Source organism: Rhizobium sp. NZLR1b, from assembly GCF_019685155.1.
Lineage (GTDB): Bacteria > Pseudomonadota > Alphaproteobacteria > Rhizobiales > Rhizobiaceae > Rhizobium.
This window is the reverse complement of sequence record NZ_JABDWC010000001.1, coordinates 92,436-112,784: the sequence shown is the minus strand read 5'-3', so window position 1 is coordinate 112,784 and position 20,349 is coordinate 92,436. Positions and strand designations below refer to the sequence as shown.

The 20,349-nt window shown below is 59.2% G+C and carries 20 protein-coding genes and 3 pseudogenes; 6 read left to right on the top strand and 17 right to left on the bottom strand.

Going from position 1 to position 20,349, the window contains the following annotated elements; translation table 11 throughout:
* The 3 genes and pseudogenes from HJB84_RS00535 to HJB84_RS00525 form a co-directional block, all read left to right on the top strand.
* Entirely contained in the window at positions 1-1,236 is a 1,236-nt protein-coding gene (locus tag HJB84_RS00535; protein ID WP_221114957.1) for a dihydrolipoamide acetyltransferase family protein, read from the top strand.
* Positions 1,237-1,239: 3 nt separating this feature from the next.
* Positions 1,240-2,637 carry a dihydrolipoyl dehydrogenase gene (gene lpdA, locus HJB84_RS00530; protein ID WP_221114956.1) on the top strand — a complete coding sequence of 466 codons (1,398 nt, stop codon included), beginning with the start codon at positions 1,240-1,242 and terminating at the stop codon, positions 2,635-2,637.
* Between the two features lie 44 nt (positions 2,638-2,681).
* Positions 2,682-2,897: pseudogene (locus HJB84_RS00525) on the top strand (ATP-binding protein); the annotation flags it as partial.
* Here HJB84_RS00525 and HJB84_RS00520 read toward each other — a convergent pair.
* From HJB84_RS00520 to HJB84_RS33405, 3 genes and pseudogenes are all read right to left on the bottom strand, one after another.
* Entirely contained in the window at positions 2,844-3,605 is a 762-nt protein-coding gene (locus HJB84_RS00520; RefSeq protein WP_207584905.1) for a slipin family protein, read from the bottom strand. The pseudogene HJB84_RS00525 and the gene HJB84_RS00520 overlap by 54 nt on opposite strands.
* A 28-nt stretch (positions 3,606-3,633) precedes the next feature.
* The gene (locus HJB84_RS00515; protein ID WP_221115166.1) at positions 3,634-5,037 is read right to left on the bottom strand and encodes a nodulation protein NfeD; all 1,404 of its coding nucleotides are present in this window, start codon (positions 5,035-5,037) and stop codon (positions 3,634-3,636) included.
* Between the two features lie 145 nt (positions 5,038-5,182).
* Positions 5,183-5,420: pseudogene (locus HJB84_RS33405) on the bottom strand (nucleotidyltransferase); the annotation flags it as partial.
* 171 nt (positions 5,421-5,591) lie between these two features.
* On the opposite strand from HJB84_RS33405, the gene HJB84_RS00510 reads away from it, so the two are divergent.
* Positions 5,592-6,116 (top strand): tetratricopeptide repeat protein, encoded by a 525-nt coding sequence (locus HJB84_RS00510; RefSeq protein WP_207584906.1) that lies wholly within the window; start codon positions 5,592-5,594, stop codon positions 6,114-6,116.
* Between the two features lie 113 nt (positions 6,117-6,229).
* Here the strand turns inward: HJB84_RS00510 and HJB84_RS00505 are convergent, their stop codons facing one another.
* From HJB84_RS00505 to HJB84_RS00440, 14 genes are all read right to left on the bottom strand, one after another.
* Positions 6,230-6,799, bottom strand: a complete 570-nt coding sequence (locus HJB84_RS00505) for a hypothetical protein (protein WP_221114955.1) — start codon at positions 6,797-6,799, stop codon at positions 6,230-6,232.
* Positions 6,800-6,867: 68 nt separating this feature from the next.
* Positions 6,868-8,172, bottom strand: coding sequence for an AAA family ATPase (locus HJB84_RS00500; protein WP_221114954.1), 1,305 nt, complete (start codon positions 8,170-8,172; stop codon positions 6,868-6,870).
* Positions 8,173-8,187: 15 nt separating this feature from the next.
* Positions 8,188-9,132, bottom strand: coding sequence for a type II secretion system F family protein (locus HJB84_RS00495; RefSeq protein WP_207584909.1), 945 nt, complete (start codon positions 9,130-9,132; stop codon positions 8,188-8,190).
* Between the two features lie 7 nt (positions 9,133-9,139).
* Positions 9,140-10,093, bottom strand: a complete 954-nt coding sequence (locus tag HJB84_RS00490; RefSeq protein ID WP_207584910.1) for a type II secretion system F family protein — start codon at positions 10,091-10,093, stop codon at positions 9,140-9,142.
* Positions 10,090-11,538, bottom strand: a complete 1,449-nt coding sequence (locus HJB84_RS00485; RefSeq protein WP_207584911.1) for a CpaF family protein — start codon at positions 11,536-11,538, stop codon at positions 10,090-10,092. Before HJB84_RS00485 ends, HJB84_RS00490 begins: the two co-directional genes overlap by 4 nt.
* Before the next feature lie 16 nt (positions 11,539-11,554).
* Entirely contained in the window at positions 11,555-12,127 is a 573-nt protein-coding gene (locus HJB84_RS00480) for a L,D-transpeptidase (RefSeq protein ID WP_207584912.1), read from the bottom strand.
* Positions 12,124-13,266: a pilus assembly protein gene (locus tag HJB84_RS00475; RefSeq protein ID WP_207584913.1), complete on the bottom strand. Its 1,143-nt coding sequence runs from the start codon at positions 13,264-13,266 to the stop codon at positions 12,124-12,126. The genes HJB84_RS00480 and HJB84_RS00475 overlap by 4 nt, the downstream gene beginning before the upstream one ends.
* Positions 13,267-13,292: 26 nt before the next feature.
* A complete protein-coding gene (locus tag HJB84_RS00470; RefSeq protein WP_207584914.1) occupies positions 13,293-13,916 on the bottom strand; it encodes a TadE/TadG family type IV pilus assembly protein in 624 nt (207 codons plus the stop codon).
* Positions 13,910-14,389 carry a TadE/TadG family type IV pilus assembly protein gene (locus tag HJB84_RS00465; protein ID WP_207584915.1) on the bottom strand — a complete coding sequence of 160 codons (480 nt, stop codon included), beginning with the start codon at positions 14,387-14,389 and terminating at the stop codon, positions 13,910-13,912. Before HJB84_RS00465 ends, HJB84_RS00470 begins: the two co-directional genes overlap by 7 nt.
* Complete coding sequence (locus HJB84_RS00460; RefSeq protein ID WP_221114953.1) at positions 14,386-15,990, bottom strand: TadE/TadG family type IV pilus assembly protein; 1,605 nt, start codon at positions 15,988-15,990, stop codon at positions 14,386-14,388. The genes HJB84_RS00465 and HJB84_RS00460 overlap by 4 nt, the downstream gene beginning before the upstream one ends.
* A 92-nt stretch (positions 15,991-16,082) precedes the next feature.
* Positions 16,083-16,391: a hypothetical protein gene (locus HJB84_RS00455; protein ID WP_207584917.1), complete on the bottom strand. Its 309-nt coding sequence runs from the start codon at positions 16,389-16,391 to the stop codon at positions 16,083-16,085.
* Positions 16,372-17,859 carry a type II and III secretion system protein family protein gene (locus HJB84_RS00450; RefSeq protein ID WP_221114952.1) on the bottom strand — a complete coding sequence of 496 codons (1,488 nt, stop codon included), beginning with the start codon at positions 17,857-17,859 and terminating at the stop codon, positions 16,372-16,374. Before HJB84_RS00450 ends, HJB84_RS00455 begins: the two co-directional genes overlap by 20 nt.
* A 55-nt stretch (positions 17,860-17,914) precedes the next feature.
* On the bottom strand, positions 17,915-18,832 hold the full coding sequence (cpaB, locus tag HJB84_RS00445; protein ID WP_207584919.1) for a Flp pilus assembly protein CpaB: 918 nt from the start codon (positions 18,830-18,832) through the stop codon (positions 17,915-17,917).
* Between the two features lie 97 nt (positions 18,833-18,929).
* Entirely contained in the window at positions 18,930-19,127 is a 198-nt protein-coding gene (locus tag HJB84_RS00440) for a Flp family type IVb pilin (RefSeq protein ID WP_207584920.1), read from the bottom strand.
* A gap of 256 nt (positions 19,128-19,383) precedes the next feature.
* Here HJB84_RS00440 and HJB84_RS00435 point away from each other — a divergent pair, with 256 nt between their 5' ends.
* Together HJB84_RS00435 and HJB84_RS00430 are read left to right on the top strand one after the other, a co-directional pair.
* Entirely contained in the window at positions 19,384-19,920 is a 537-nt protein-coding gene (locus HJB84_RS00435; protein WP_221114951.1) for a prepilin peptidase, read from the top strand.
* 53 nt (positions 19,921-19,973) lie between these two features.
* Positions 19,974-20,349: pseudogene (locus HJB84_RS00430) on the top strand (dihydrolipoyl dehydrogenase); the annotation flags it as partial.

Genomic DNA, 20,349 nt, shown 5'->3' with positions numbered 1-20,349 from the left:
ATGGGCGAATTCATCATCAAGATGCCCGATGTCGGGGAAGGGGTGGCCGAGGCCGAGCTGGTGGAATGGCATGTGAAGGCGGGAGATCCGGTTCGCGAGGATATGGTGATCGCCGCCGTCATGACCGACAAGGCCACCGTGGAAATTCCTTCTCCCGTCAACGGCACCGTCATCTGGCTTGCCGGCGAGGTCGGAGACCGGATCGCGGTCAAGGCGCCGCTGGTGCGGATCGAGACGGCGGGCGATGTCGGCGACGGCGACGCCCAGCCCGTGCGGATCTCGCAGACGCCACCTGCCGAAACGGCCAAGGTCGAGATTGCAAAGCCCACTCCGGCAGCGCCGGCCTCTGCGCCAGCGCCGGTTGAAAAGCCGCTTGCCGCGCCCTCCGTGCGGCTGTTTGCCAGGGAAAAGGGGGTGGATCTCAGACAGGTGCAGGGAAGCGGACCGGCCGGCCGCATCCTGCGCGAGGATATCGAGCAATTCCTGACCCTGGGCGCCGCTCCGGCAACGGCAAGGAACGGTTCTGCCAGGAAGACGGCGACCGAGCAGATCAAGCTGACCGGCCTGCGCCGCCGCATCGCCGAAAAAATGGTGCTGTCCACCTCGCGCATCCCCCACATCACCTATGTGGAGGAAGTGGATATGACCGCGCTCGAGGAGTTGCGCGCCACCATGAACGGCGACCGCAGGCCGGATCATCCGAAGCTGACGGTTCTGCCCTTCCTGATGCGGGCGCTGGTCAAGGCCATTTCCGGGCAGCCCGACGTCAACGCCACCTTCGACGACGATGCCGGCATCATCACGCGTCATAGCGCCGTGCATATCGGCATCGCCACGCAGACGCCGGCCGGTCTGACCGTGCCGGTGGTGCGGCATGCGGAAGCGCGCGGCATCTGGGATTGCGCGGCGGAAATGAACCGGCTGGCGGAAGCGGCGCGATCGGGGACGGCGACCCGCGATGAGCTTTTGGGCTCGACCATCACCATCAGCTCGCTGGGCGCTCTCGGCGGCATCGTCTCGACGCCGGTGATCAATCATCCCGAAGTGGCGATCATCGGCGTCAACAAGATCGCCACACGGCCGGTATGGGACGGCGCGCAGTTCGTACCGCGCAAGATGATGAACCTCTCCTCCAGCTTCGATCATCGCATCATCGACGGCTGGGATGCGGCAACCTTCGTGCAGCGCATCCGTACGCTGCTCGAATCGCCCGCGCTCATTTTCATCGAAGGCTGAGCCATGAAAGAAATCGTCTGCAAGCTCCTCGTCATCGGCGCCGGCCCTGGCGGTTATGTCTGCGCCATCCGCGCCGGCCAGCTCGGCGTCGATACGGTCATCGTCGAGGCCGGCAAGCCGGGCGGCACCTGCCTGACGGTCGGCTGCATTCCCTCCAAGGCGTTAATTCATGCGGCCGAGGAATTCGACGCGACGCAAAAGATGCTTGTCGGCAAGAACCCGATGGGCATCCGCGTCGAAGGCGCCTCGATCGATCTTTTGAGGACGATCGCCTGGAAGGACGGCATCGTCGGCCGGCTTACAGGCGGCGTCTCGGGGCTATTACAGAAGGCGCGGGTCAAGATCGTCCATGGCCGGGCCCACTTCCGCGACGGCAAGACGGTGGAGGTGGAGACGGAGACCGGCCAGCAGATCATCCGCGCCGAGACCGTGGTGATTGCCACCGGTTCCGATCCGGTGGAGCTTGCCAACCTGCCGTTCGACGGCCGCGTGATCTCCTCGACGGAGGCGCTGTCGCTGACGGAGCTGCCGAAAAAACTTGTCGTCGTCGGCGGCGGTTATATCGGGCTGGAGCTTGGCACGGCCTTTTCCAAGATGGGATCGGAGGTGACGGTGGTCGAGGCAACGCCACAGGTGCTGCCATTATATGATGCCGAGCTGGTGCGGCCCGTCATGCGCAAGCTGACCGAAAGCGGCGTCCGGGTGTTGACAGGTGCGAAGGCGATCGGCCTTGCCGATAATGGCGAGACATTGATCGTCGAAACATCCGATGGCCGGCGAGAGAGCCTGCCGGCGGACCGCATCCTCGTTACCGTCGGCCGCCGCCCGAGGACGGCAGGCTCCGGTCTCGAAGAGCTCGATCTCGATCGCGCCGGCCCTTATCTCAGGATCGACGATCGCTGCCGCACCTCCATGCGCGGCATCTATGCGATCGGCGACGTCACCGGCGAGCCGATGCTGGCCCATCGGGCGATGGCGCAAGGCGAGATGGTAGCCGAGATCATCGCCGGCAAGAAGCGGGCCTGGGACAAGCGCTGCATTCCCGCCATCTGCTTTACCGATCCGGAGATTGTCAGCGCCGGCCTCTCGCCGGCGGAGGCGCAGGCGCAGGGCTATCAAATCCGCACCGGCCAGTTTCCGTTCAGCGCCAACGGACGGGCGATGACCATGCTGTCGGAGGAGGGCTTCGTGCGCGTCGTCGCCCGCGCCGACACCAATCTCGTTCTCGGCCTGCAGGCGGTGGGAGCAGGGGTCTCCGAACTCTCGGCGGCCTTTGCGCTGGCGATCGAAATGGGTGCGCGCCTGGAAGATATTGCCGGCACCATCCACGCCCATCCGACCCGCAGTGAAGCAGTCATGGAGGCGGCGCTGAAAGCTTTGGGAAGCGCTTTGCACATCTGAGCCGAGCTGACCAAGACCACGGGGTGGCGGTGTTCCGCCGGACCTACCAGCTTCTCATCATCGATGAGCTGGGCTTCGTGCCGCTCTCCAAGACCGGTGCGCTACTCGATCGTATCACCCACCACGTCAACATCCTCGAGATGAATGGCGACAGCTATCGTCTCGCGCAAAGTCGCGCCCGACGGAGCACCGCCAGAGCCGTTCGATCACTTCGGCTTAATGGCCATCAGATTGCCGAACTCCATCGGGAAGGGGAATAAAATCGTCGAAGTCTTCTCGCTGGCGATGACGTTCAAAGTGCTCAAGTAACGAAGTTGCATCGCCTCCGGCTGCCTGGCCAAAATTTCGGCCGCTTCTAGTAGCTTCGCTGCAGCTTGCTGTTCGCCCTCGGCATTAATGATCTTTGCGCGGCGTTCGCGTTCGGCTTCCGCTTGGCGAGCAATTGCACGAACCATCGACTCGTTGATATCCACATGTTTGATCTCGACAGTGGCTACTTTAATTCCCCAAGCATCCGTCTGAGTGTCAAGGATTTCCTGAATATCCGAGTTGAGCCTGTCACGTTCTGCCAGCATCTCATCGAGGTCGTGCTTGCCGAGCACGGAGCGCAACGTCGTCTGGGCAAGCTGGCTTGTTGCCATCATGAAATCCTCGACCTGGATGGTCGACTTCTCGGGGTCAATAACCCTGAAATAGATCACCGCGCTGACACGAACCGAGACATTGTCATGTGAGATGACGTCCTGGCTAGGGACATCGAGTACGCGCGTGCGCAAGTCGACCCGCATCATCTGCTGGACATAGGGGATGAGCAGAATCAAGCCGGGTCCCTTGACTCCGGTAAAGCGGCCAAGTGTGAACACGACGCCGCGTTCGTATTCCCTCAGGATTTTAACCGCGGATGCGAGGATGGCGACCAAAATGACGATGGCCACCAAATAGAAGGCAAGATCTGCAAACATATCCATGACTTCTCCTCCTGCTTGCTGAGTGCCGTTAAGTGTCCTTAGGACGGCTGGCGACCTCGAGCGCCAGCCCATTGCGGCCGGTCACGCTGATAGGGTCACCGGCAACAAGTGGTTCGGCGGAAACCGCCTTCCAGCGTTCGCCATGTGCGATGACATACCCCGTGAGCCCCATCCAGCTCTCAACTTTACCGGAAATGCCAATCATCTGCTCTGCACCGGTGGCAACCCGGCGCAAGCGCGAGGTGAACGCCAGGCGAGCAACGACAAGGCTAAAAGCAAGAGCAGCAAATGCAATTGCGCCCAGTAGGGCGCGCGACACTTCCAGGCCGGGTATATCGGTATCAAACAAAATGGTTGCTCCCAGGATCACGGCTACCCCGCCGCCAATGCCGAAAGCGCCGAAGCTTGGCGAATGCGCCTCAGCCACAGTCAATCCCACGCCGAGGAAAATAAGCCCAAGGCCGGCAAAACTCACCGGCAGCAATGCCAGGGCATAGAGACCAAGGAGGAGGCAGATGCCGCCGATCGTGCCAGGAAGCATTGTCCCAGGTGCGAGAAATTCGAAGATCAGGCCATAGATCCCGACCATCATCAGGATGATTGCGATGTTCGGATCGGTAATGACGGAAAGCAGGCGCGTGCGCCAGTCGGGCTCGAATTCCTGCACGACTAAACCGGAGGTATCGAGCCGGGCGTCCGTTTGACCGACCCGCACCACCTGCCCTTGTGCCTTTGCAAGGAGATCGTTGACATCAACTGCCGTGAAATCGATGGCATGTTCGCGCACTGCCGCAGTGGATGAAAGGCTCGCAGCTTCGCGCACGGCACGCTCTGCCCAGTCGGCGTTGCGATTGCGCAATTCCGCAAGCCCGCGAATGTAAGCGACTGCGTCGTTAACGGCTTTTGCTTCGCTGGCATTGCCCGGAGCTTCTGCCTGCTTGTCACTAGGTTCGCCCGGCTTCTTTTCGGGTTCCGCATCACCGCCGAAAGGCTTTACGCTGAGCGCGATTGGTGTCGCCGCACCTAGATTGGTCCCAGGCGCCATTGCCGCAATGTGGCTTGCGTAGAGAATATAGGTGCCGGCGCTGGCAGCCCGTGCCCCGCTCGGTGCGACGAAGCCCGCGACAGGCACTGGTGAGGCAAGGATCGCGCGAATGATTTCCCGCATGGAGGTGTCAAGACCACCTGGTGTGTCCATTTGCAGAATGACCAAGACCGCTCCACGTTCGCCAGCACGCTGAATGCCTCGTATCACGTAGTCAGCTATCGCAGGCCCAATGGCGCCGTTCACCTTGAGGACGACAGCAACGCGGCTGGACGCCGACGGTGCGACGAAGCCCAAGGCTGAGAACAGCAAAAACAACAAAGTGAAGATTGGCGGTTGCCATCGCCAACACCTTAATCCGCGCGTGACAATCTGCGGAACGTACATAATATTTAATATATGTCGGAAATTACAAAGAAAAAGAAGAGGTGTCTCAGGATTTCCGAACAAGCGAAGAACGCCAACCTCAAGGCTTCGCTTGCACGGTTAGTTTAACTGAATGGTACGTACAAAAGGCATTCACACAACGCTGCTACCCGCTATTCCGCGCAAGGATCGCCAGATACTCGGAGCACACCGTGTCGACCAGCCCAAGCAATGAGGCATTGCTCTCCAAGCCGGGCGAGAGCCTCCTCGCCGATCTCAAAATGCCTGGAATACCGCGCCTTAACATATGCCTCGTTCAGCGTGTTGAACCATACGCGCTCTCGATGCTGGTCGCGGGGAAAGGCATCGGCGAGATGTCAGTCCTGTTCCTCGGCGAGCTCGCGCCGTGTGGATCGTTGGCGTTTATCACTCTGGCGCATTCCGGCGGATACCGCGTTTGTCGCTTTTTTGCGACTATTTGCTCAAATTCTTGAGTTGTTAGCTTTTTTTTACGATGATTTCCGGTGAACGCATCCGAATTTTAGGCAAGAATGTCTGATGGGGGATCAAGTTGAATGTTGCAGATCAGAGCTGGGACTAAATGCATTGCGTTTTTGATAGCGACCGGAGCAATTTTAGCCGGTTGCCAGTCATCCAGCGTTGATGGTCTCGCTGCTTTTGGCGATAGTGCAAAGACCCTCGAGGATGATTCAGCCGTCGCCTTCTATAAGAACGACGAGTTGATAACCACCGGAAAACTGCAGTTTCAGGAAAAGAACTACGGAAAATCTTACGCCATCTACAAGCGAGCGGTTGACGTTTTTCCGGAAGATCCGGCCGCTTGGCTGGGCTTAGCAGCCTCGGCCGACATGGTTGCCCGCTTTGATACGTCCGACCGCGCCTACCAGCAACTCTCGCGAATGATCGGCAACACCCCGGTCTACTACAACAATATCGGATATTCTCACCTTTTACGCGGTGACTTGCGCGTTGCCAGAGGGTATTTCCTGAAAGCCTATGAGCTTGATCCCGGAAACGAAGTCACTGCCCGTAATCTCGAATTGATGAAGAATAGCGCGAATTTCGCTCAGCGGGGATAGGTTCCTTCAGCGATCGTCTGGGTCGAGATTAGCGCCCTTGCCGCATTGCGAGCATCGGGCCGCGCCCCTTGCCGCGTCCAGCGATTGCCTTGGAGATTTCGCTGAGGTCGTTGTTATCGTGCCTTCCGAAGTATGAGCTGGCCTTCCGGCGAGAGTGTTCGTTCGTAACGCGGCAGGTCACTGACAGCAATGCCCCCGGCTTCGATGGACGCAAGACTGCTATTTTGAGTTTCCGCTGGCAGGGCACCGCGCGATGGTGCGAAAAATTGTGCTGGTTCCTTGCCGGGCGCGCTCAGGACCAAAGCTGAACCCATGCGTGTACCGCTTGTGACGTTACCCATCCGTTCATTCATCGAAAGAATCGCCTTTTGGAGGCTATCCATCTCCTGGCGGATAACGGCGAGTTCGTCGGCCTTGGCATTGCTTGCGATATTGCCCGACTGCTTTTCCATTTGTCCTCTCAGGCCATCGATGGACCTTTTAAGCGCGGCTATGGTCTCGCGGCTCTCGCGAACATCCGCTGAGTTTTTGGCAGTATAGATGAGAACGCCAGCACTCATAGGCAAGAGCATTAGGACAAGACCGACGAGGAGCGGGCTTTTTGAGCCTCTCTGCTCAATTACTCGCATATTGCTTGGTCTCGCGCCGCCTACTTCGCCGTCGATATTCGGGATGCTGGTCATTCGTTTCACTCCCCGTAAGTCGTTAATTGGATAGATTCAGGACTCCGTGCTTAGCGCGAAGTCCGCAATCATCCAGACGTGAATACACCTTCCCACGCCCGTTCGAGCATATCGAGCGACGCGATTCTTTCTACACCGTTGAATTCGCAGTAGGAATCGACGAAATCCAAAAGATATTTCGGATGATAGCAAGACGCTAGTACATCGCCATTGTACTTGCGATCGTAGAACAGGTTCAGGTCCGGATCACAGACAACCAATCCACTGCCGCTGGCATACGATCTGAAAATTCTGATATATTCGTCGCGCGACGGAGTGTTCACAAAGATCTTATACTTGAGGCGCCGCAAGCCCGCTTCGTCGGAAAGGTCCCTCGGTGCGATATTCGTCGAAAATACGACCAGCTCGTCAAAGGGAACCCTGAACTTCTTGCCGGTATGCAGCGTCAGGAAGTCATATCCGCGCTCGAGCGGCACGATCCAGCGATTGATGAGCGCCTGCGGCGCCACTTGCTGGCGCCCGAAGTCGTCGATGATGAAAACGCCGCCGGACGCCTTCAAGTGTATGGGCGCTTCATAGACATTCGGTCCGTCGTTGAAGGTGAGATCGAGCTGATCGAGGGTTAATTCCCCGCCCGTCTTGATCACCGGACGGCGGCATTCGATCCATCGTTGATCCCCTTTCGGATAGGATTCTGCGTCAGACTCCGACAATGGGTGATGTACTGCCTCGTCATAGAAACTGATGACATGGCCGCCGACCTCGATGGCATAAGGCACCCAGATTGTTTGGCGAAACAGCTGCGACGTCCGCTCGGCGATGCTTGTCTTTCCGTTTCCGGCGGGTCCGTAAAGCAGGATAGAGCGACCGGAGTTCAGGGCCGGCCCGAGTTTTTCGACCAAGGCGTCTGCGAGCACCAGCCCATCAAGGCTCTCGGTCAGCCGCTCCGGTGTCACGCGCTCGTGATGGATGGACTGCAAACCCACTTGTCGGCAGAACGCGTCCAGCGACACCGGCGCGGGCCCGATATACTGGCATTGACGCGAGGCCGCGTGGGCATATTCGAACCCCTTCATTGAAAGCGCATATCGAATATCGGATCTCACATCCTCACCAGCCAGGCCGCGAGCCTCGAGGTATGCAAGTTTCACGAGTTCCTTGATAAGGATGTTGACGATCACCTTCGGCAGTTTCATGCGCGCAGCCAGATGAGATGCCGTGATTGTATCCTGCTCGGCCGCACATTTTGACGCCAGCCGAAGCAGGAACGACGAATCCAGTCCGGCTTGTTCTATGCTTGCCGGTGCGATCGGCATTCGCGGGTCGAGGGAAATGATGGCATCGTTACGATTCTGTTCGAGCGAATACTGCATACGACCTCGCTTGGCTCAACCGCCGGGTTTCATGCTGACGAGAAGACTGACGACACGGATAACAATGGGAACGAGAACGATGACGAGGCTTACCGGAAAAAGGAACGCGCCGAGCGGCAGCAGCATCTTGACCGGCAGGGCGTTTGCCTTTTCCTCCGCGCGAACAATGCGGACGTCGCGCATTTCCTTGCTGTAGACCCGGAGCGTCTGCGTTACGCTCGTCCCGAGTTCCTCCGATTGGCGGAACAGAACGGAAAGGGACCGGGCCTCGTCAATCCTTAGGCGGGTGGCAAGGTTGGCGAGCGACTCGCGCAATCGCCGGCCGCCCCGCACTTCCAGCATCATGATCGAGAGATGCAGGCCGAAGTCCTGCTGCTTGCTAACGAATTCTCGGGCAACACGGTTCGCCGCCGCCTCGATGCTCATCCCCGCATCGAGGCAGACGATCAGCATATCCATAAAATCGGGAAAGAGGCGGCGGTACTCCCTCTCTTTGGCGGCGCCACGCCGGTCGATATAGATGTTGACGAGAATAAAGGTCGCACCCGCAGCAAACATGGCAATGATCAGGGTCGCGATATGCGACATGTCCGGCGCGACCCGGTTTGCGGCCCAGACCGCCGCGACGAGCACGCTGATACAGACGACCGCGCGAACCACCTGGAAGGTGGTTACGGCGCCGGCAGCGAAATACCCCGCTCGAATCAGCCGGTTCTGGGTGGAGTTCACATTGGTGTCACGTCGCGTAATTTCGAAATAGCGACGGATCAGGCGGTTTTCCGCCTCGCCGAGATCGGCAATCGTCGTATCGCCAAGGTGGACCTCCTCGCCGGCCGCCGCCGAGCTCTTCGACACCCGAACCGAGACCTCGCGCTGCCGAAAAAACAACTCCGATGCTGCTGCAGAGAAGATCAGCACTGCAAAGAAGACGATGAGGTAGATTCCATACTCACTCGACATGACCGCCTCAGTACTCGAAGTTGACCATCTTGTAGAGAATGACATTCCCGATGGCCATGACGGCCAGCAAAACGCTCACCACGGTGGTTCCGTGGCCGCTATCCCAGACAGGATCGAAGTAGGTCGGCGACAACGCCTTGATCATCGCGTAGAGCAGAAACGGATAGACCGACATGAAGATCGCCGTGATGCGTCCTTCCGAGGAAATCGCCCTGACCTTTGCCCTGAGCATTGTCCGGTCTCGCAGCGTCTTCGAAAGGTTCTGCAAGATCTCCACCAGATTGCCGCCGGTTCCCGCCTGTACGCTCAACGATATCGCAAGCAGGTTCAGATCCTCGACGCCGACCCGGTCCGTCAAGTTCACAAGGGCGTCGTCCAGTGTAACGCCGTAGGTGAGTTCATCCGAGAGGAGGCCGAATTCGGTGCCGATCGGATCAGGCATCTCGCGTGCCACCAAAGCAATCGCCGCCGGCAGCGGGTGGCCGGCGGCCAAGCTGCGATTGGCGACATCGAGCGCTTCAGGAAGCTTCAGTTCGAATTTCTTCATGCGGCGCGCCCGAGCGCGCCAGACGACGAGTGCGGGGATGAGGAGGCAAATCAGGAGAAAGACCGGCACTCTAAGCAGAGTGCTCGGCACGAGGAACTGAACGACCAGCCACGTCAAGAGTGCGCCCGCGATTGTGAAGAGAGCAAATCGCCTTGCATCGAACTTAATTCCCGACTGGGCGTAGAACTGCAGCAGCCGCTGCATCATGGGGGTTTGCCGCCAACTGCCGCCGACACCGCGCTCCTTGAGCATGTCGCTATAGGTCTTACGATGATCATCGCTGACCTCGAGCAAGCTCAGCCGATGGTTTACAGCGCGGTGGCGTTCGGATGTCTTGAAGTAGCCGCGCATTATCGCTTCGACAGCAACAAGGGCCGCGGTGAAAACGGCCGCGTAAAGCAGAGTCAGGCTCATTGAACAGGTCCCGTTTGCAGCGGTTTACCGGGATCAAAAATCGTCCCGGGGATCTCGATCCCGAGTTCGGCAAATTCCTCGACGAACCGCGGCCGAATGCCGGTGGCGCGGAATTCTCCATGGATCCGCCCGCCTTCATCGGTGCCGAGTTTCTTGAATTTCATAATCTCCTGCATCTGCAGGACTTCGCCCTCCATGCCGGTGATCTCGGAAATCGAGACAATCTTGCGACTGCCGTCGCTCAGGCGCTGGACCTGCACGATGATGGTGATGGCGGACGAGATCTGCGAGCGAATGCTCAACTGCGACATCGGCATCCCCGCCATGCCGACCATCTGCTCAAGCCGACCGACAGCGTCGCGGGGCGTATTGGCGTGAATGGTCGTCATCGACCCCTCATGACCGGTATTCATCGCCTGCAGCATGTCGAACGCCTCGTCGCCGCGTACCTCGCCGACGATAATGCGGTCGGGACGCATGCGTAGGGCATTTTTCAAGAGTTCGCGCTGGCGAATCTCGTTGCGTCCGTCGAGCGTCGGCGGTCGAGTTTCCAAACGCCCGACATGTGGCTGCTGCAGTTGAAGCTCGGCCGCATCCTCGATGGTGATCAGGCGCTCCTTTGGAGAAATCTGCGACGAGAGAGCGTTGAGCAAGGTGGTCTTGCCAGAACCGGTGCCGCCTGAAATGACCATGGACACTTTGCCCTTGACCGCGGCGCTAAGAAGGATGCGCATCGCATCGGCCATGGCACCATATTGCACGAGGCGCTCCATTGTCAGCGGCTTGCGGGTGAATTTGCGAATGGAAACGAGCGGACCATCGACCGAGATCGGCCTGATGGCGACGTTGACACGCGAGCCATCCTTGAGGCGGGCGTCAACCATCGGCGTTGACTCGTCGACGCGACGGCCGACTGCCGAGACGATCTTGTTGATCACCCGAAGTAGATGGTCCTCGTCTTTGAACCGCACGGCGGTGCTCTCGAGCTTGCCGCTCCGCTCGACATAGACGCTGTTGTAGCCGTTGATGAGAATATCTGCGATTGTGTCGTCGGCCAGCAACGGCTCGATCGGTCCTAGCCCGAGCATCTCGTGGGTGATATCGCGGATCAGATCATTGATTTCCTTGGCATTCAGCGGAAAGTTGTTACTCCGGATATAGTCCTTGACCAACGGCCGGATCTCGGTGGCGATCTCCTCGTTGTCGAGCGTGTCGAGGATCCCGAGGTTGATACGATCGAGCAGGTAGCGGTGCAGATTGACCCGCTCGGAAACCATGTCCGGCCCGAGCGAAGCCTCTTCGCCACTCGCCGTGGCGCTGCCAGAGGCCGGTTGGGCAGGCGTATTCTGAACTGCGGCGGCTAAAGACAGTTCGGCCGCCTCCAGATGTTCCCGGCTTTCCGGCTCCCGCTGCTTGTAGAAACGCCCCATGATGCCGTTCGCCATGCTTCCCACCCCTGAACTATTTAACAATGACCGTGGAACCGACTTTCACCCTCTCATAGAGATCGATGACGTCGGCATTGCTCATGCGAAAACAGCCCGATGATGCGAAACCGCCGACCGTCGACTGCTCATTCGTTCCATGAATGCGGTAGAGCGTGTCGGTCCTGTCCTTGTAGAGATAGATCCCGCGAGCGCCCAATGGATTAAGCGGCCCGGCAGGCACCATGTCCGGAAGTCCGGCTGCGCGCGCCTTCATCTCGGCAGGCGGGCGCCAGTCAGGCCACTCAGCCTTGCGTCCAACCTTGACGGTCCCGCTCCAACGAAATCCGTCTCGTCCCACTCCGATTTTGTAACGGATCGCGCGTCCATCGGAGATGACGAGATCCAGCGTACGGTTCGCAGTGACGATGACGATTGTCCCAGCCGCATAGTTCTTTTCGATCGCCACCACGGCGCTTGTCGTCGGCCCAAGGCTTCGTGGCACAAGCCCGGCTGCCGCGGCATCCCCGGCAACGGCCAGAATTGCCAAAACCACAAGGCCGACATGGGCGGCGCAGGACCTCATGCGCCCACTGTCGATCGCCTTCATCGCACCAGTGCTCCGAGTTTGCCGACCGCGGTGCAGAAGCGCGCCCGGGAATTCACTTGAAATGGCAGCACGCCGCGGTTGGCCGCCTCGCTCAAGGTATCCCAGTCATCCGCAATGACATGCGTTGGGATATCCTTGAATATCTTCTCCGTTTGTTGTCGGCGCACGCCGAGGCCGAAAAGCTTGGCGCGGTATTTGTTGATGACGATGAATATCTGCGCCGAACTGCCTCGCAGCCGTACCAGATTGGCAAACAAATCCTTGGCTTGAGAAAGCGCGGGGACCGTCATTTCGGTGACGATGCAGATGCTGTTGACCGATGTGAGCACATCATATTTCCACGGCGTGTCATAATAGGGAATGTCGATGATCGTGTGGTCGCTCTCGAAGGCGGCCACGTCGAGCATACGCAGCACGAGTTCACCGCCCTTCGGCGCCAGAAGGACTGATGGCTGCTTGAAGGACAGCAGTGAAAAGCCACCCGAATGACGCTTTCTGACCAAATCGATGAATTCCAGATCGACGCGAGAAGGATTGGCGATGACCGGTTTCAAGTCGTAGTCGTTGACAAGGTTAAGATAATAGCCAAGCGTCCCGGCGCAAAAATCCGTGTCGAACAAGTCAACCCGGGGATTGGAATTCTTGGTCGGCTGGGCCAGCACATGCGCGAGCGATGAAGCAATCATGCTGGCGCCGGCACCACCGACGGCTGAGACCACGGCATGCACCCGGCTGTCGCTCGCCCCAGTGCCTGGCGCATGGGTCGAAATCATGTCGATGAGTGCGCGCCGCTCGAGTGGTTTCTTCAGCCAGTCGTTGCCGTTCAGGCGGAAGAGCAGCCGCAGCATGTCGTCCGGCAAATCTTCGGAAACGACAACGAGCGGGATGTCCCGATAGCTGGTGCGAAACGCGGAGAGCTCCGGATGGTGCAGCAATTCACCGTTGTCGACGTCGAGAACGATCAGGTTAAATTGCGTCGGATCGAACCGGCCCTTTTCACCGAGCGCCTTCAGTGCCAGATGGCGGACATCATAACGCGAAAGCGACCCGAACGTATCGAGCATGAAGCTCGCTGCAGCCGCGTCGTCGGAGAGGACCAGGATCTTGGTGGATGCAGCAATGTTCATGTGAGCTGTCATTTCGCTTTCCTACGCGTGATAAGAAGTCAGCAGGTTGAACAGGTCTTTAGATCTTCCGTCGTGATCGTCACCGGATGGGCCGGGATGGTGATGTCGTTAAGTCCTAACAACCCGCCGAGGATCGGCAGATCGAAGGTGATGTTGCGCACCTCCAGCCGCATCGTCAGCACGGGCCCGTCCGGGCGGCCCCAATAGCCGAGCCCCGATCGCTGGTAGGTGACCATCAGATTCTGCGGCTGGATGCGCCAGTTGAGGTCGCAAATGCCGGGGTGAGGATCGGTTCCCGCTTGGCAAACGCCGTCGCTTCCCAGGACAATTCGGTTCAATGCAGCCGTGCAGTTCGCAAGAGCCGGTCCGCAGGTCGAGGATATCGTTGCATTGTTCGGCGCCGCTTTGCCGTTGTTGAGTGGATCGGCAGCTTCGATCGGGAAGGTGGCATTGAAATTCGTTGTCAACGGATCGGATACCGCCGCCAAACGGGCACCATATTGCAGTGCCTTGACCGTCTGATTCCACTGCGACATGGCATAGCCGAACTCGATGAAGGCGGCGAATACCAGCATGACGATCGGAAAGGTAAGCAATGCTTCGACAAGGCTGACACCACTGCTATCCTGCCAGAATGACTTGATTGCCCGAAAGGTCACCATCCGATGTACCTTTCCTCATGGAAGGAATTGATAGTGATGGCTCCGATTCCCAGAAAGCCGAACACGGGCGATGTCTGGTAGAGATGAGCAGTGGAAACGGTGATGTTCCCGTCCGCATCGGGTGCAGTGATGGTGATGTCGGCAGGGTCGTTCCAGCCGGGTACACGGGGCTTGGCGTCTGCCGTGGGTGTCTGCGTTCCGTAAAAGGCGATCGTCTTCGCAGTCGACTGATTGCATGTCGGAACGTAGGTTCCCGACACCGGTCGGCATCGCGAAAGGTAGCGCCCCGCATCGCGCAAGCCAGCGTCGATCTGCATACGCTCCCAGAAGATGCTGCCAAACTCCAGGACCCCGGCCGCAAAGAGCGTCACAAAGGGGATTGCGAGCAGCGCTTCGGCCAGCACCGCGCCTTCCTCCCGCCGCCAGAAGCCGAGACAAAGCCGATGCCAGATAAAATTGCGGAGCGCCATCATCTGACAAGCTCCGCTTCTTCCCGCAGGAATTCGTCCAGCGTACCGCGACCACCTTTGCCGGTGATATCGATCATCTCCAGGGAAAGGTATCGTTCGCCGGCATCCTTTATCGCCGGCTTGGTCAGGAACATGCGCGCGAAAGCCACGGCGCGCGTGGCCTTGTGACCGTTTAAATGGCCGACCGAGGCTTCATAGCCACAATTGACGATAGCCGAGAAGATCTCGCGGCGATCACCATACTCGGCCGCCCTATAGTTCGAAAGATCCGGGCCGCTATAGCACTGTCCGCCAGTTGCCGGTGTTCCGGTCTCACCATTCGCCGAGGCATGGTTGATGAGAGACGGGCTTGCAAGCTCGTAACGATAAACATCGTAAGCGGAGGGTTGGCCTGGTGTTCCGGTCGCCTGCGCGGGATAACTGGAGTAGTTGCTGAGGATCGTGCCCACCGAGGGCGCTGTCGTTCCCTGCGCGACGTTCCAGTATGTCGTGTATTTCCAATTGTTGCCGCTGCTGATCTTGCCGCCGGAAAGCGAGGTCATGGCCGCTCCGTAGCCTAGCGGCAGAGCCTTGGTCGCATCGCCGACAACGGCTCCGACCATGACTGGATTGTAGGTATCGCAACCCTTCTTTGCCTTACCGGTGATTGTCTGAGCCGAGCGTATGTTTGGGGCAGGTCGGTAACGATAGTCACCGTTCGTCTTGTTGAACGATGAGGAGTAATAGCCGAAGCGCGTATTCACGCCGTCCTCGACGGGCCCCGCCTTTGCGCCGGTCTCCGTATCGAGGCTGTCCTGTGTATAGCAGGTACCGGGATTGCCGGTGGCAAGAGCCTCCGCCAGCACAGACGCACCGTTGCCCAAGGGGGTCCGGAGGAACCCGAAATTGCCGGGACCGGGACTGGACGCCGAGGTGCTGTGAAGCTCGATCTGTCGCCCGTAGAGATTGCCGGCCGCAAAATTGGTGTGCAAGGCCGCCGCTGCAACGTCGCTGGCGCTTTCGCTCGTGTTCCCCGCCGGCTCGAACGGATTGCAGATAAAGATCGGCGTGACGTCGCAGGCGCTGGCGTGGTAGACCGCCACGGCGTCGGCAGCGATGTTGATCGTATTGCGGGTGAAGCCAACCGGGATCGGAAAGATCGTCTGCATCGCCTGCGGCTTGGCGATGACCCAGGCATAGGAAGCTTCGCTGGCCGCTGTGGTTTCCATCGAAGACGGGATGGGCGTATCGTCGTTGGCCGGGATGCTCTTCAGAAAAAGCACTTCAACCGTGCTCCCGGCATCGTTTCCGGCGTCATAGGCCACAGTAATATGCGAGCCAAGCGACATGCCGGTCCCGCCCCCGGAAAAAGCCGCGTCATTGGCGATTTTCTCGATCGCGGTCTGCGCCCTCGAAATGGCATCATCGCGGCCATCGAGCTCGCGGGCTCCGGCCAACGCCATCGCATCGACCGCGTTCTGGAGATCGGTATGCAGGTTACCGCTGCGGCCGACATCGATGACCAGCAGCGAAAAACCGAGAAGCATTGGCATGGCGATGAGCGTCAAGGCGATGACATAGCCGCGATGATCGTTCCAGAACCGTCTGACAACCCTACTCAGCATTGGCACACCCCCATCACGGCGCTATCGCCGTGACCACCCTGTCTTGTGCATTTTCCCTTCCGGCGCTGCCGCCGTTCATGCCCTTCAAATATCTACTGGCTGACGGTCGCCCCATTCGACGTCCCATCAGCCCCCATGGCCGGCGACGGCTGAATAACGCCCGCGCCGCCGTTCTGGTACTGAGTGACCACCCTGCGGATCACCTTGCCGTCGCTTGCGATCCGGGTTCGCTGGGCTTCCGGCGGGAAGGGGTCCTCGGTGTGGATGGCTTTGTTTGCTTCCATGGCGTTCCCCGCCCCGAAGGTGATCGTGTCGCGATGGTTCATGTAGTCGGCGCAGCCGGAAGCGAGGCCGGTGGCGGCAAGGATGAGAAGGACGCGCTTAGCGTTTTGTAAAAACAACTTGGCCTCCCTGGTTCAGGTCGAGACGATGGCCGTAAGGCCCGGTCACACCTACGCCATTGCGAAAGCGTCGGAGCATGTCCTTGTCGACTTCCAAGACGCCGAGTGCGAAAAGCTCGACGTCGTTAGACGAACGCGTCTGATCGAGCGGACTGTAGAGGTCCTCACCCGGGCGGGCCGGTCGCACAATGTGCGGGGTGACGACGATAACGAGGTCGGATTCCTTCTTCTGGAAACTCGTCGAACGGAACAGTGCGCCGAGGATCGGTATCTTCCCGAGGCCCGGCAACTGCTGGATGTCCTTGGCATTGATCGACTGCAGCAGGCCCGCCATGGCAAAGCTCTGGCCGTCGCGAAGCGCTACCGTGGTGCTGGCAGCGCGCGAGATGAATCCCGGATTGCCGTTGACGTTGATCGATGGATCAAGCTCGGAAACCTCAGGCTCGATCTCCAAATTGATGACGCCGTCGTCAAGAACCACCGGCTTGAAGGTCAGCCGCACACCGAAGGGGCGATAGTCCGTCTCGGTGGCCACCGTCGTGCCGTTGTTCGTCGTCTTTAGGATCGGCACTTCACCGCCGGCATGGAAGCTGGCGGTCGAGCCGCTCATTGCGATGAGGTTCGGCTGAGCCAGGCGACGCACCAATCCCTTCTGCTCGAGCGCGTTGATGACCACGTCGATGCGGCCGCCCGAGATTTCCAGCACTTTGGCGATCAACTGGCCGAAGGGCAGCATACCCGTTGCCGCACCCTTGGGGTCAACGAGGGTACGGGCCAGGCTACCGTCATCGTTCACGCCGATACCCTGGCTGGTCGTTGCCTTGCCGATGCCGTTGTTGCCGCGCCCGGACCACCCGATCCCGAGGTCACGACCCGTCTGGCGTGAGGCTTCAATGATACGGACCTCCAGCATCACCTGCTGGCTGTCACTGACGCGCAACTGATTGAGCACCGGCTGGTCGGAATAGGACTGGGCGATTTCCATCACCCGCTGCAATTCGATGCCGTCACGGACCATGCCTGTCAGGCGAATGCGGTCGTTGGAGTTGACCACCCTGACCTGGGCCGAAGGCGCGGCAGAGCGAATGGCGGCGGCGACTTCGCTGAAATCGCTGGCGACGCGGATGTCGATGACGCCGAGAAGCGACTTGTCGTCGCCATAGACCGAGATATTGGTGGCGCCGGTCTTCTTGCCGCGGATGAACAGCGACCGGTCGGAAAGCGGCACCACGTCGATCATATCGGCGCTGCCGATGACGAGATCGCCGAAGGGCTGGCCGGTATTGAGCGTCAGCGTCTCATTCGGAGGTAACGTCACATGCTGGACCGATTTGCCCAGCGTGACAAACTTTTCCTGTGCGCTGGCGCAGCGGACAAATCCGGGCACTAAACACACACAGGCCGAAAACACTGCCGCCAGTGCCGCAAGGCTTTTCGTCCTTGCGATTCTTCTCTTGCCGTTCGCCATGCCTGCTTTAGCCCCCTCATTCGGCTAACCGCACCTGCGGCATGCCGCCTAAATATCACTGGACCAGGCCGACTCTGTGCTCCTCGCGCTTCGTCGTGTTCCAGACCCCCACTGTCACCCACTTCGGCTCGACCGCCAACACCGGCTCGACCTTTTGCTCCACAATCTGCACTTGTTTTTCAGGTTCTGGCAACTTGATATTTTCCAAATCCTTACCTAGCTCCGTCGCCATCGGCCCGCCACCGAGGTCGGCAACGGTGATCGGCCGGGTTTGTTCGATAGAGGAAGAGGCAACATTGCGAAGCGCCAGCGAGAGCGTGCCGATACTGGAGCCGAGGGTAAGACGCTGCGCCTCATCGGTCGTGACCTCGAAGGTGACGGTTTTGACGACGGATGGCTCGTCCTTGCGCTCGTCGGCCGTCTGGTCCACCGCTAGCACCTTGACGCCTTGCAGCAGCACGTCAACGAAGGTCTGATCGTTGCCTGCCGGCCCGCGCACGACCCGGGTCAGAAGCACGTCGACGCGATCGGAGGGCCTTACGAAGCCGGCCACGCCGAGCACGTCGTTGACGCGGATGGAAACCGCTTTCATGCCCTGGTCGAGCACCGCCGACAGTGTGGCGCGTTCGCCGGTACCCGTGATTTTCGAGGATAGCACCGGCTCGCCAGGGTCAATCGCCGCCATGGCATAATGCGGCTGGGCATCGTTGCCAACGACCGCCTCGATGCTGACGAACGAGCCTGTAGGTGTTTCGTTTGAGGGCCACGGAATGGCCTTGAGATTTTCGGACCGGATTCGGTCGCCGAAGCGCATTGCCTTGGCGGCGACGACAAGTGTCCTTTCCTCGGCCGTCGTGCCGTTCATCGCCAGCAGCCGGGCCTTCTGATCAGAGAGATACTCGCGCATGCCGAAAACTGCGACTGCCGCCAGCACAAATGCAATAACCAAACTAAAAATGGTTGAAGAACGCATCGCGGTTACTCGCTACACTGGACGGAATACATCCATCCATTGATGCTAATTTAGGAGAGAGGGGTTAACAAAAACCCCTCGCTTCTTCGAACGCCAATCAGGCAGCCGGGACGGTCAGATTGGTGGTGAACCACCCGGCCCATCCCGTCCAAACGGCAGCCAGATTGGTGCCGGCCAACGTCACCGCCGTGATCACGCCGCCAACCAGCAGGGCAAGCAGAATGAGGTATTCAGTGAGTGCGACGCCATCTTCTTCCCGCGCGAAAGCGCGTACGCTATTTACAAATGCTTTCATCGAGAATTTCCTCCAGATAAGTTGTGCGCCGTAATCCCCCGGCTGCCTTGTCGTCGAGACCGCCCCTGCGACTGGGAATATTAATAATCTGTTAATTCTAATTTAGTCAATCGTTTTATACTTTGACGAAATTGGAACTATACTTATAGTTAAGACTAAAAAGTAATAGCTGGTCGTAAAACGAGAGTAATTTTCCAGCATGCAGTGAAACACAAACTCACGTTGTAGATTATCATAGCCCAAAAGGTTAAGTACTATGCTGCAGGCATCCGACTTTATTATTTCGCTCTCAGTATTTATTTTTCTCTACGCCGCCTGGACCGATTTCCGCACATGGAAGATCCCCAACACGCTCGTGCTTGCACTCGTGACACTTTATGCGCTGCGCGCGGTGGCCGTGATGCTTGGCTCCGAGGATGTCGGCGCTACGCTGTTTGCGTCGAGCGGAATCGGCGGCGATGTAGGGGCCGGTCTGCTGATGTTTATGCTTGGGGTGGTGCTCTGGGCGTTCCGGCTGTTTGGAGCAGGAGACGCCAAGCTTTTCATGCCGATCGGCCTTTTTGTCGGATGGCACGGAATGCTGCCGTTTTCGCTTTTGCTCCTCGTCCTCGGCATCGTGACGCTCCTGATCCTGCGGCTGCCTGTGCCGCTGCGCGTCGCACATCTCGCCTTTTTCATGCGCATCGAGGAAATCCGGGCAAGTCGGAAGGTGCCTTACGGCGTCGTCATGGTTTTCGCCATGCTCCTCACCTTGGCTTTGCCGCCCATCCGAGAGCAACTGCAGCTGCGGTGACCTGGCATCGACATAGCTTCCTCGCAAGCGGAGATGGTGGCCGGGATCACATCGCCGGCAAGAAGCGTGCCTGGGACAAGCGATGCGTTCCCGCCATCTGCTTTACCGATCCGGAGATTGTCAGCGCCGGCCTCTCGCCGGCGGAGGCGCAGGCGCAGGGCTATCAAATCCGCACCGGCCAGTTTCCGTTCAGCGCCAACGGACGGGCGATGACCATGCTGTCGGAGGAGGGCTTCGTGCGCGTCGTCGCCCGCGCCGACACCAATCTCGTTCTCGGCCTGCAGGCGGTGGGAGCAGGGGTCTCCGAACTCTCGGCGGCCTTTGCGCTGGCGATCGAAATGGGTGCGCGCCTGGAAGATATTGCCGGCACCATCCACGCCCATCCGACCCGCAGTGAAGCAGTCATGGAGGCGGCGCTGAAAGCTTTGG

Excerpts from the sequence above, each read along its gene's own strand:
- HJB84_RS00535 (WP_221114957.1), top strand. The coding sequence starts at position 1 with ATGGGCGAATTCATCATCAAGATGCCCGATGTCGGGGAAGGGGTGGCC.
- lpdA (WP_221114956.1), top strand. The coding sequence starts at position 1,240 with ATGAAAGAAATCGTCTGCAAGCTCCTCGTCATCGGCGCCGGCCCTGGC.
- HJB84_RS00520 (WP_207584905.1), bottom strand. The coding sequence starts at position 3,605 with ATGGATATGTTTGCAGATCTTGCCTTCTATTTGGTGGCCATCGTCATT.
- HJB84_RS00515 (WP_221115166.1), bottom strand. The coding sequence starts at position 5,037 with ATGTACGTTCCGCAGATTGTCACGCGCGGATTAAGGTGTTGGCGATGG.
- HJB84_RS00510 (WP_207584906.1), top strand. The coding sequence starts at position 5,592 with ATGTTGCAGATCAGAGCTGGGACTAAATGCATTGCGTTTTTGATAGCG.
- HJB84_RS00505 (WP_221114955.1), bottom strand. The coding sequence starts at position 6,799 with ATGACCAGCATCCCGAATATCGACGGCGAAGTAGGCGGCGCGAGACCA.
- HJB84_RS00500 (WP_221114954.1), bottom strand. The coding sequence starts at position 8,172 with ATGCAGTATTCGCTCGAACAGAATCGTAACGATGCCATCATTTCCCTC.
- HJB84_RS00495 (WP_207584909.1), bottom strand. The coding sequence starts at position 9,132 with ATGTCGAGTGAGTATGGAATCTACCTCATCGTCTTCTTTGCAGTGCTG.
- HJB84_RS00490 (WP_207584910.1), bottom strand. The coding sequence starts at position 10,093 with ATGAGCCTGACTCTGCTTTACGCGGCCGTTTTCACCGCGGCCCTTGTT.
- HJB84_RS00485 (WP_207584911.1), bottom strand. The coding sequence starts at position 11,538 with ATGGCGAACGGCATCATGGGGCGTTTCTACAAGCAGCGGGAGCCGGAA.
- HJB84_RS00480 (WP_207584912.1), bottom strand. The coding sequence starts at position 12,127 with ATGAAGGCGATCGACAGTGGGCGCATGAGGTCCTGCGCCGCCCATGTC.
- HJB84_RS00475 (WP_207584913.1), bottom strand. The coding sequence starts at position 13,266 with ATGACAGCTCACATGAACATTGCTGCATCCACCAAGATCCTGGTCCTC.
- HJB84_RS00470 (WP_207584914.1), bottom strand. The coding sequence starts at position 13,916 with ATGGTGACCTTTCGGGCAATCAAGTCATTCTGGCAGGATAGCAGTGGT.
- HJB84_RS00465 (WP_207584915.1), bottom strand. The coding sequence starts at position 14,389 with ATGATGGCGCTCCGCAATTTTATCTGGCATCGGCTTTGTCTCGGCTTC.
- HJB84_RS00460 (WP_221114953.1), bottom strand. The coding sequence starts at position 15,990 with ATGCTGAGTAGGGTTGTCAGACGGTTCTGGAACGATCATCGCGGCTAT.
- HJB84_RS00450 (WP_221114952.1), bottom strand. The coding sequence starts at position 17,859 with ATGGCGAACGGCAAGAGAAGAATCGCAAGGACGAAAAGCCTTGCGGCA.
- cpaB (WP_207584919.1), bottom strand. The coding sequence starts at position 18,832 with ATGCGTTCTTCAACCATTTTTAGTTTGGTTATTGCATTTGTGCTGGCG.
- HJB84_RS00440 (WP_207584920.1), bottom strand. The coding sequence starts at position 19,127 with ATGAAAGCATTTGTAAATAGCGTACGCGCTTTCGCGCGGGAAGAAGAT.
- HJB84_RS00435 (WP_221114951.1), top strand. The coding sequence starts at position 19,384 with ATGCTGCAGGCATCCGACTTTATTATTTCGCTCTCAGTATTTATTTTT.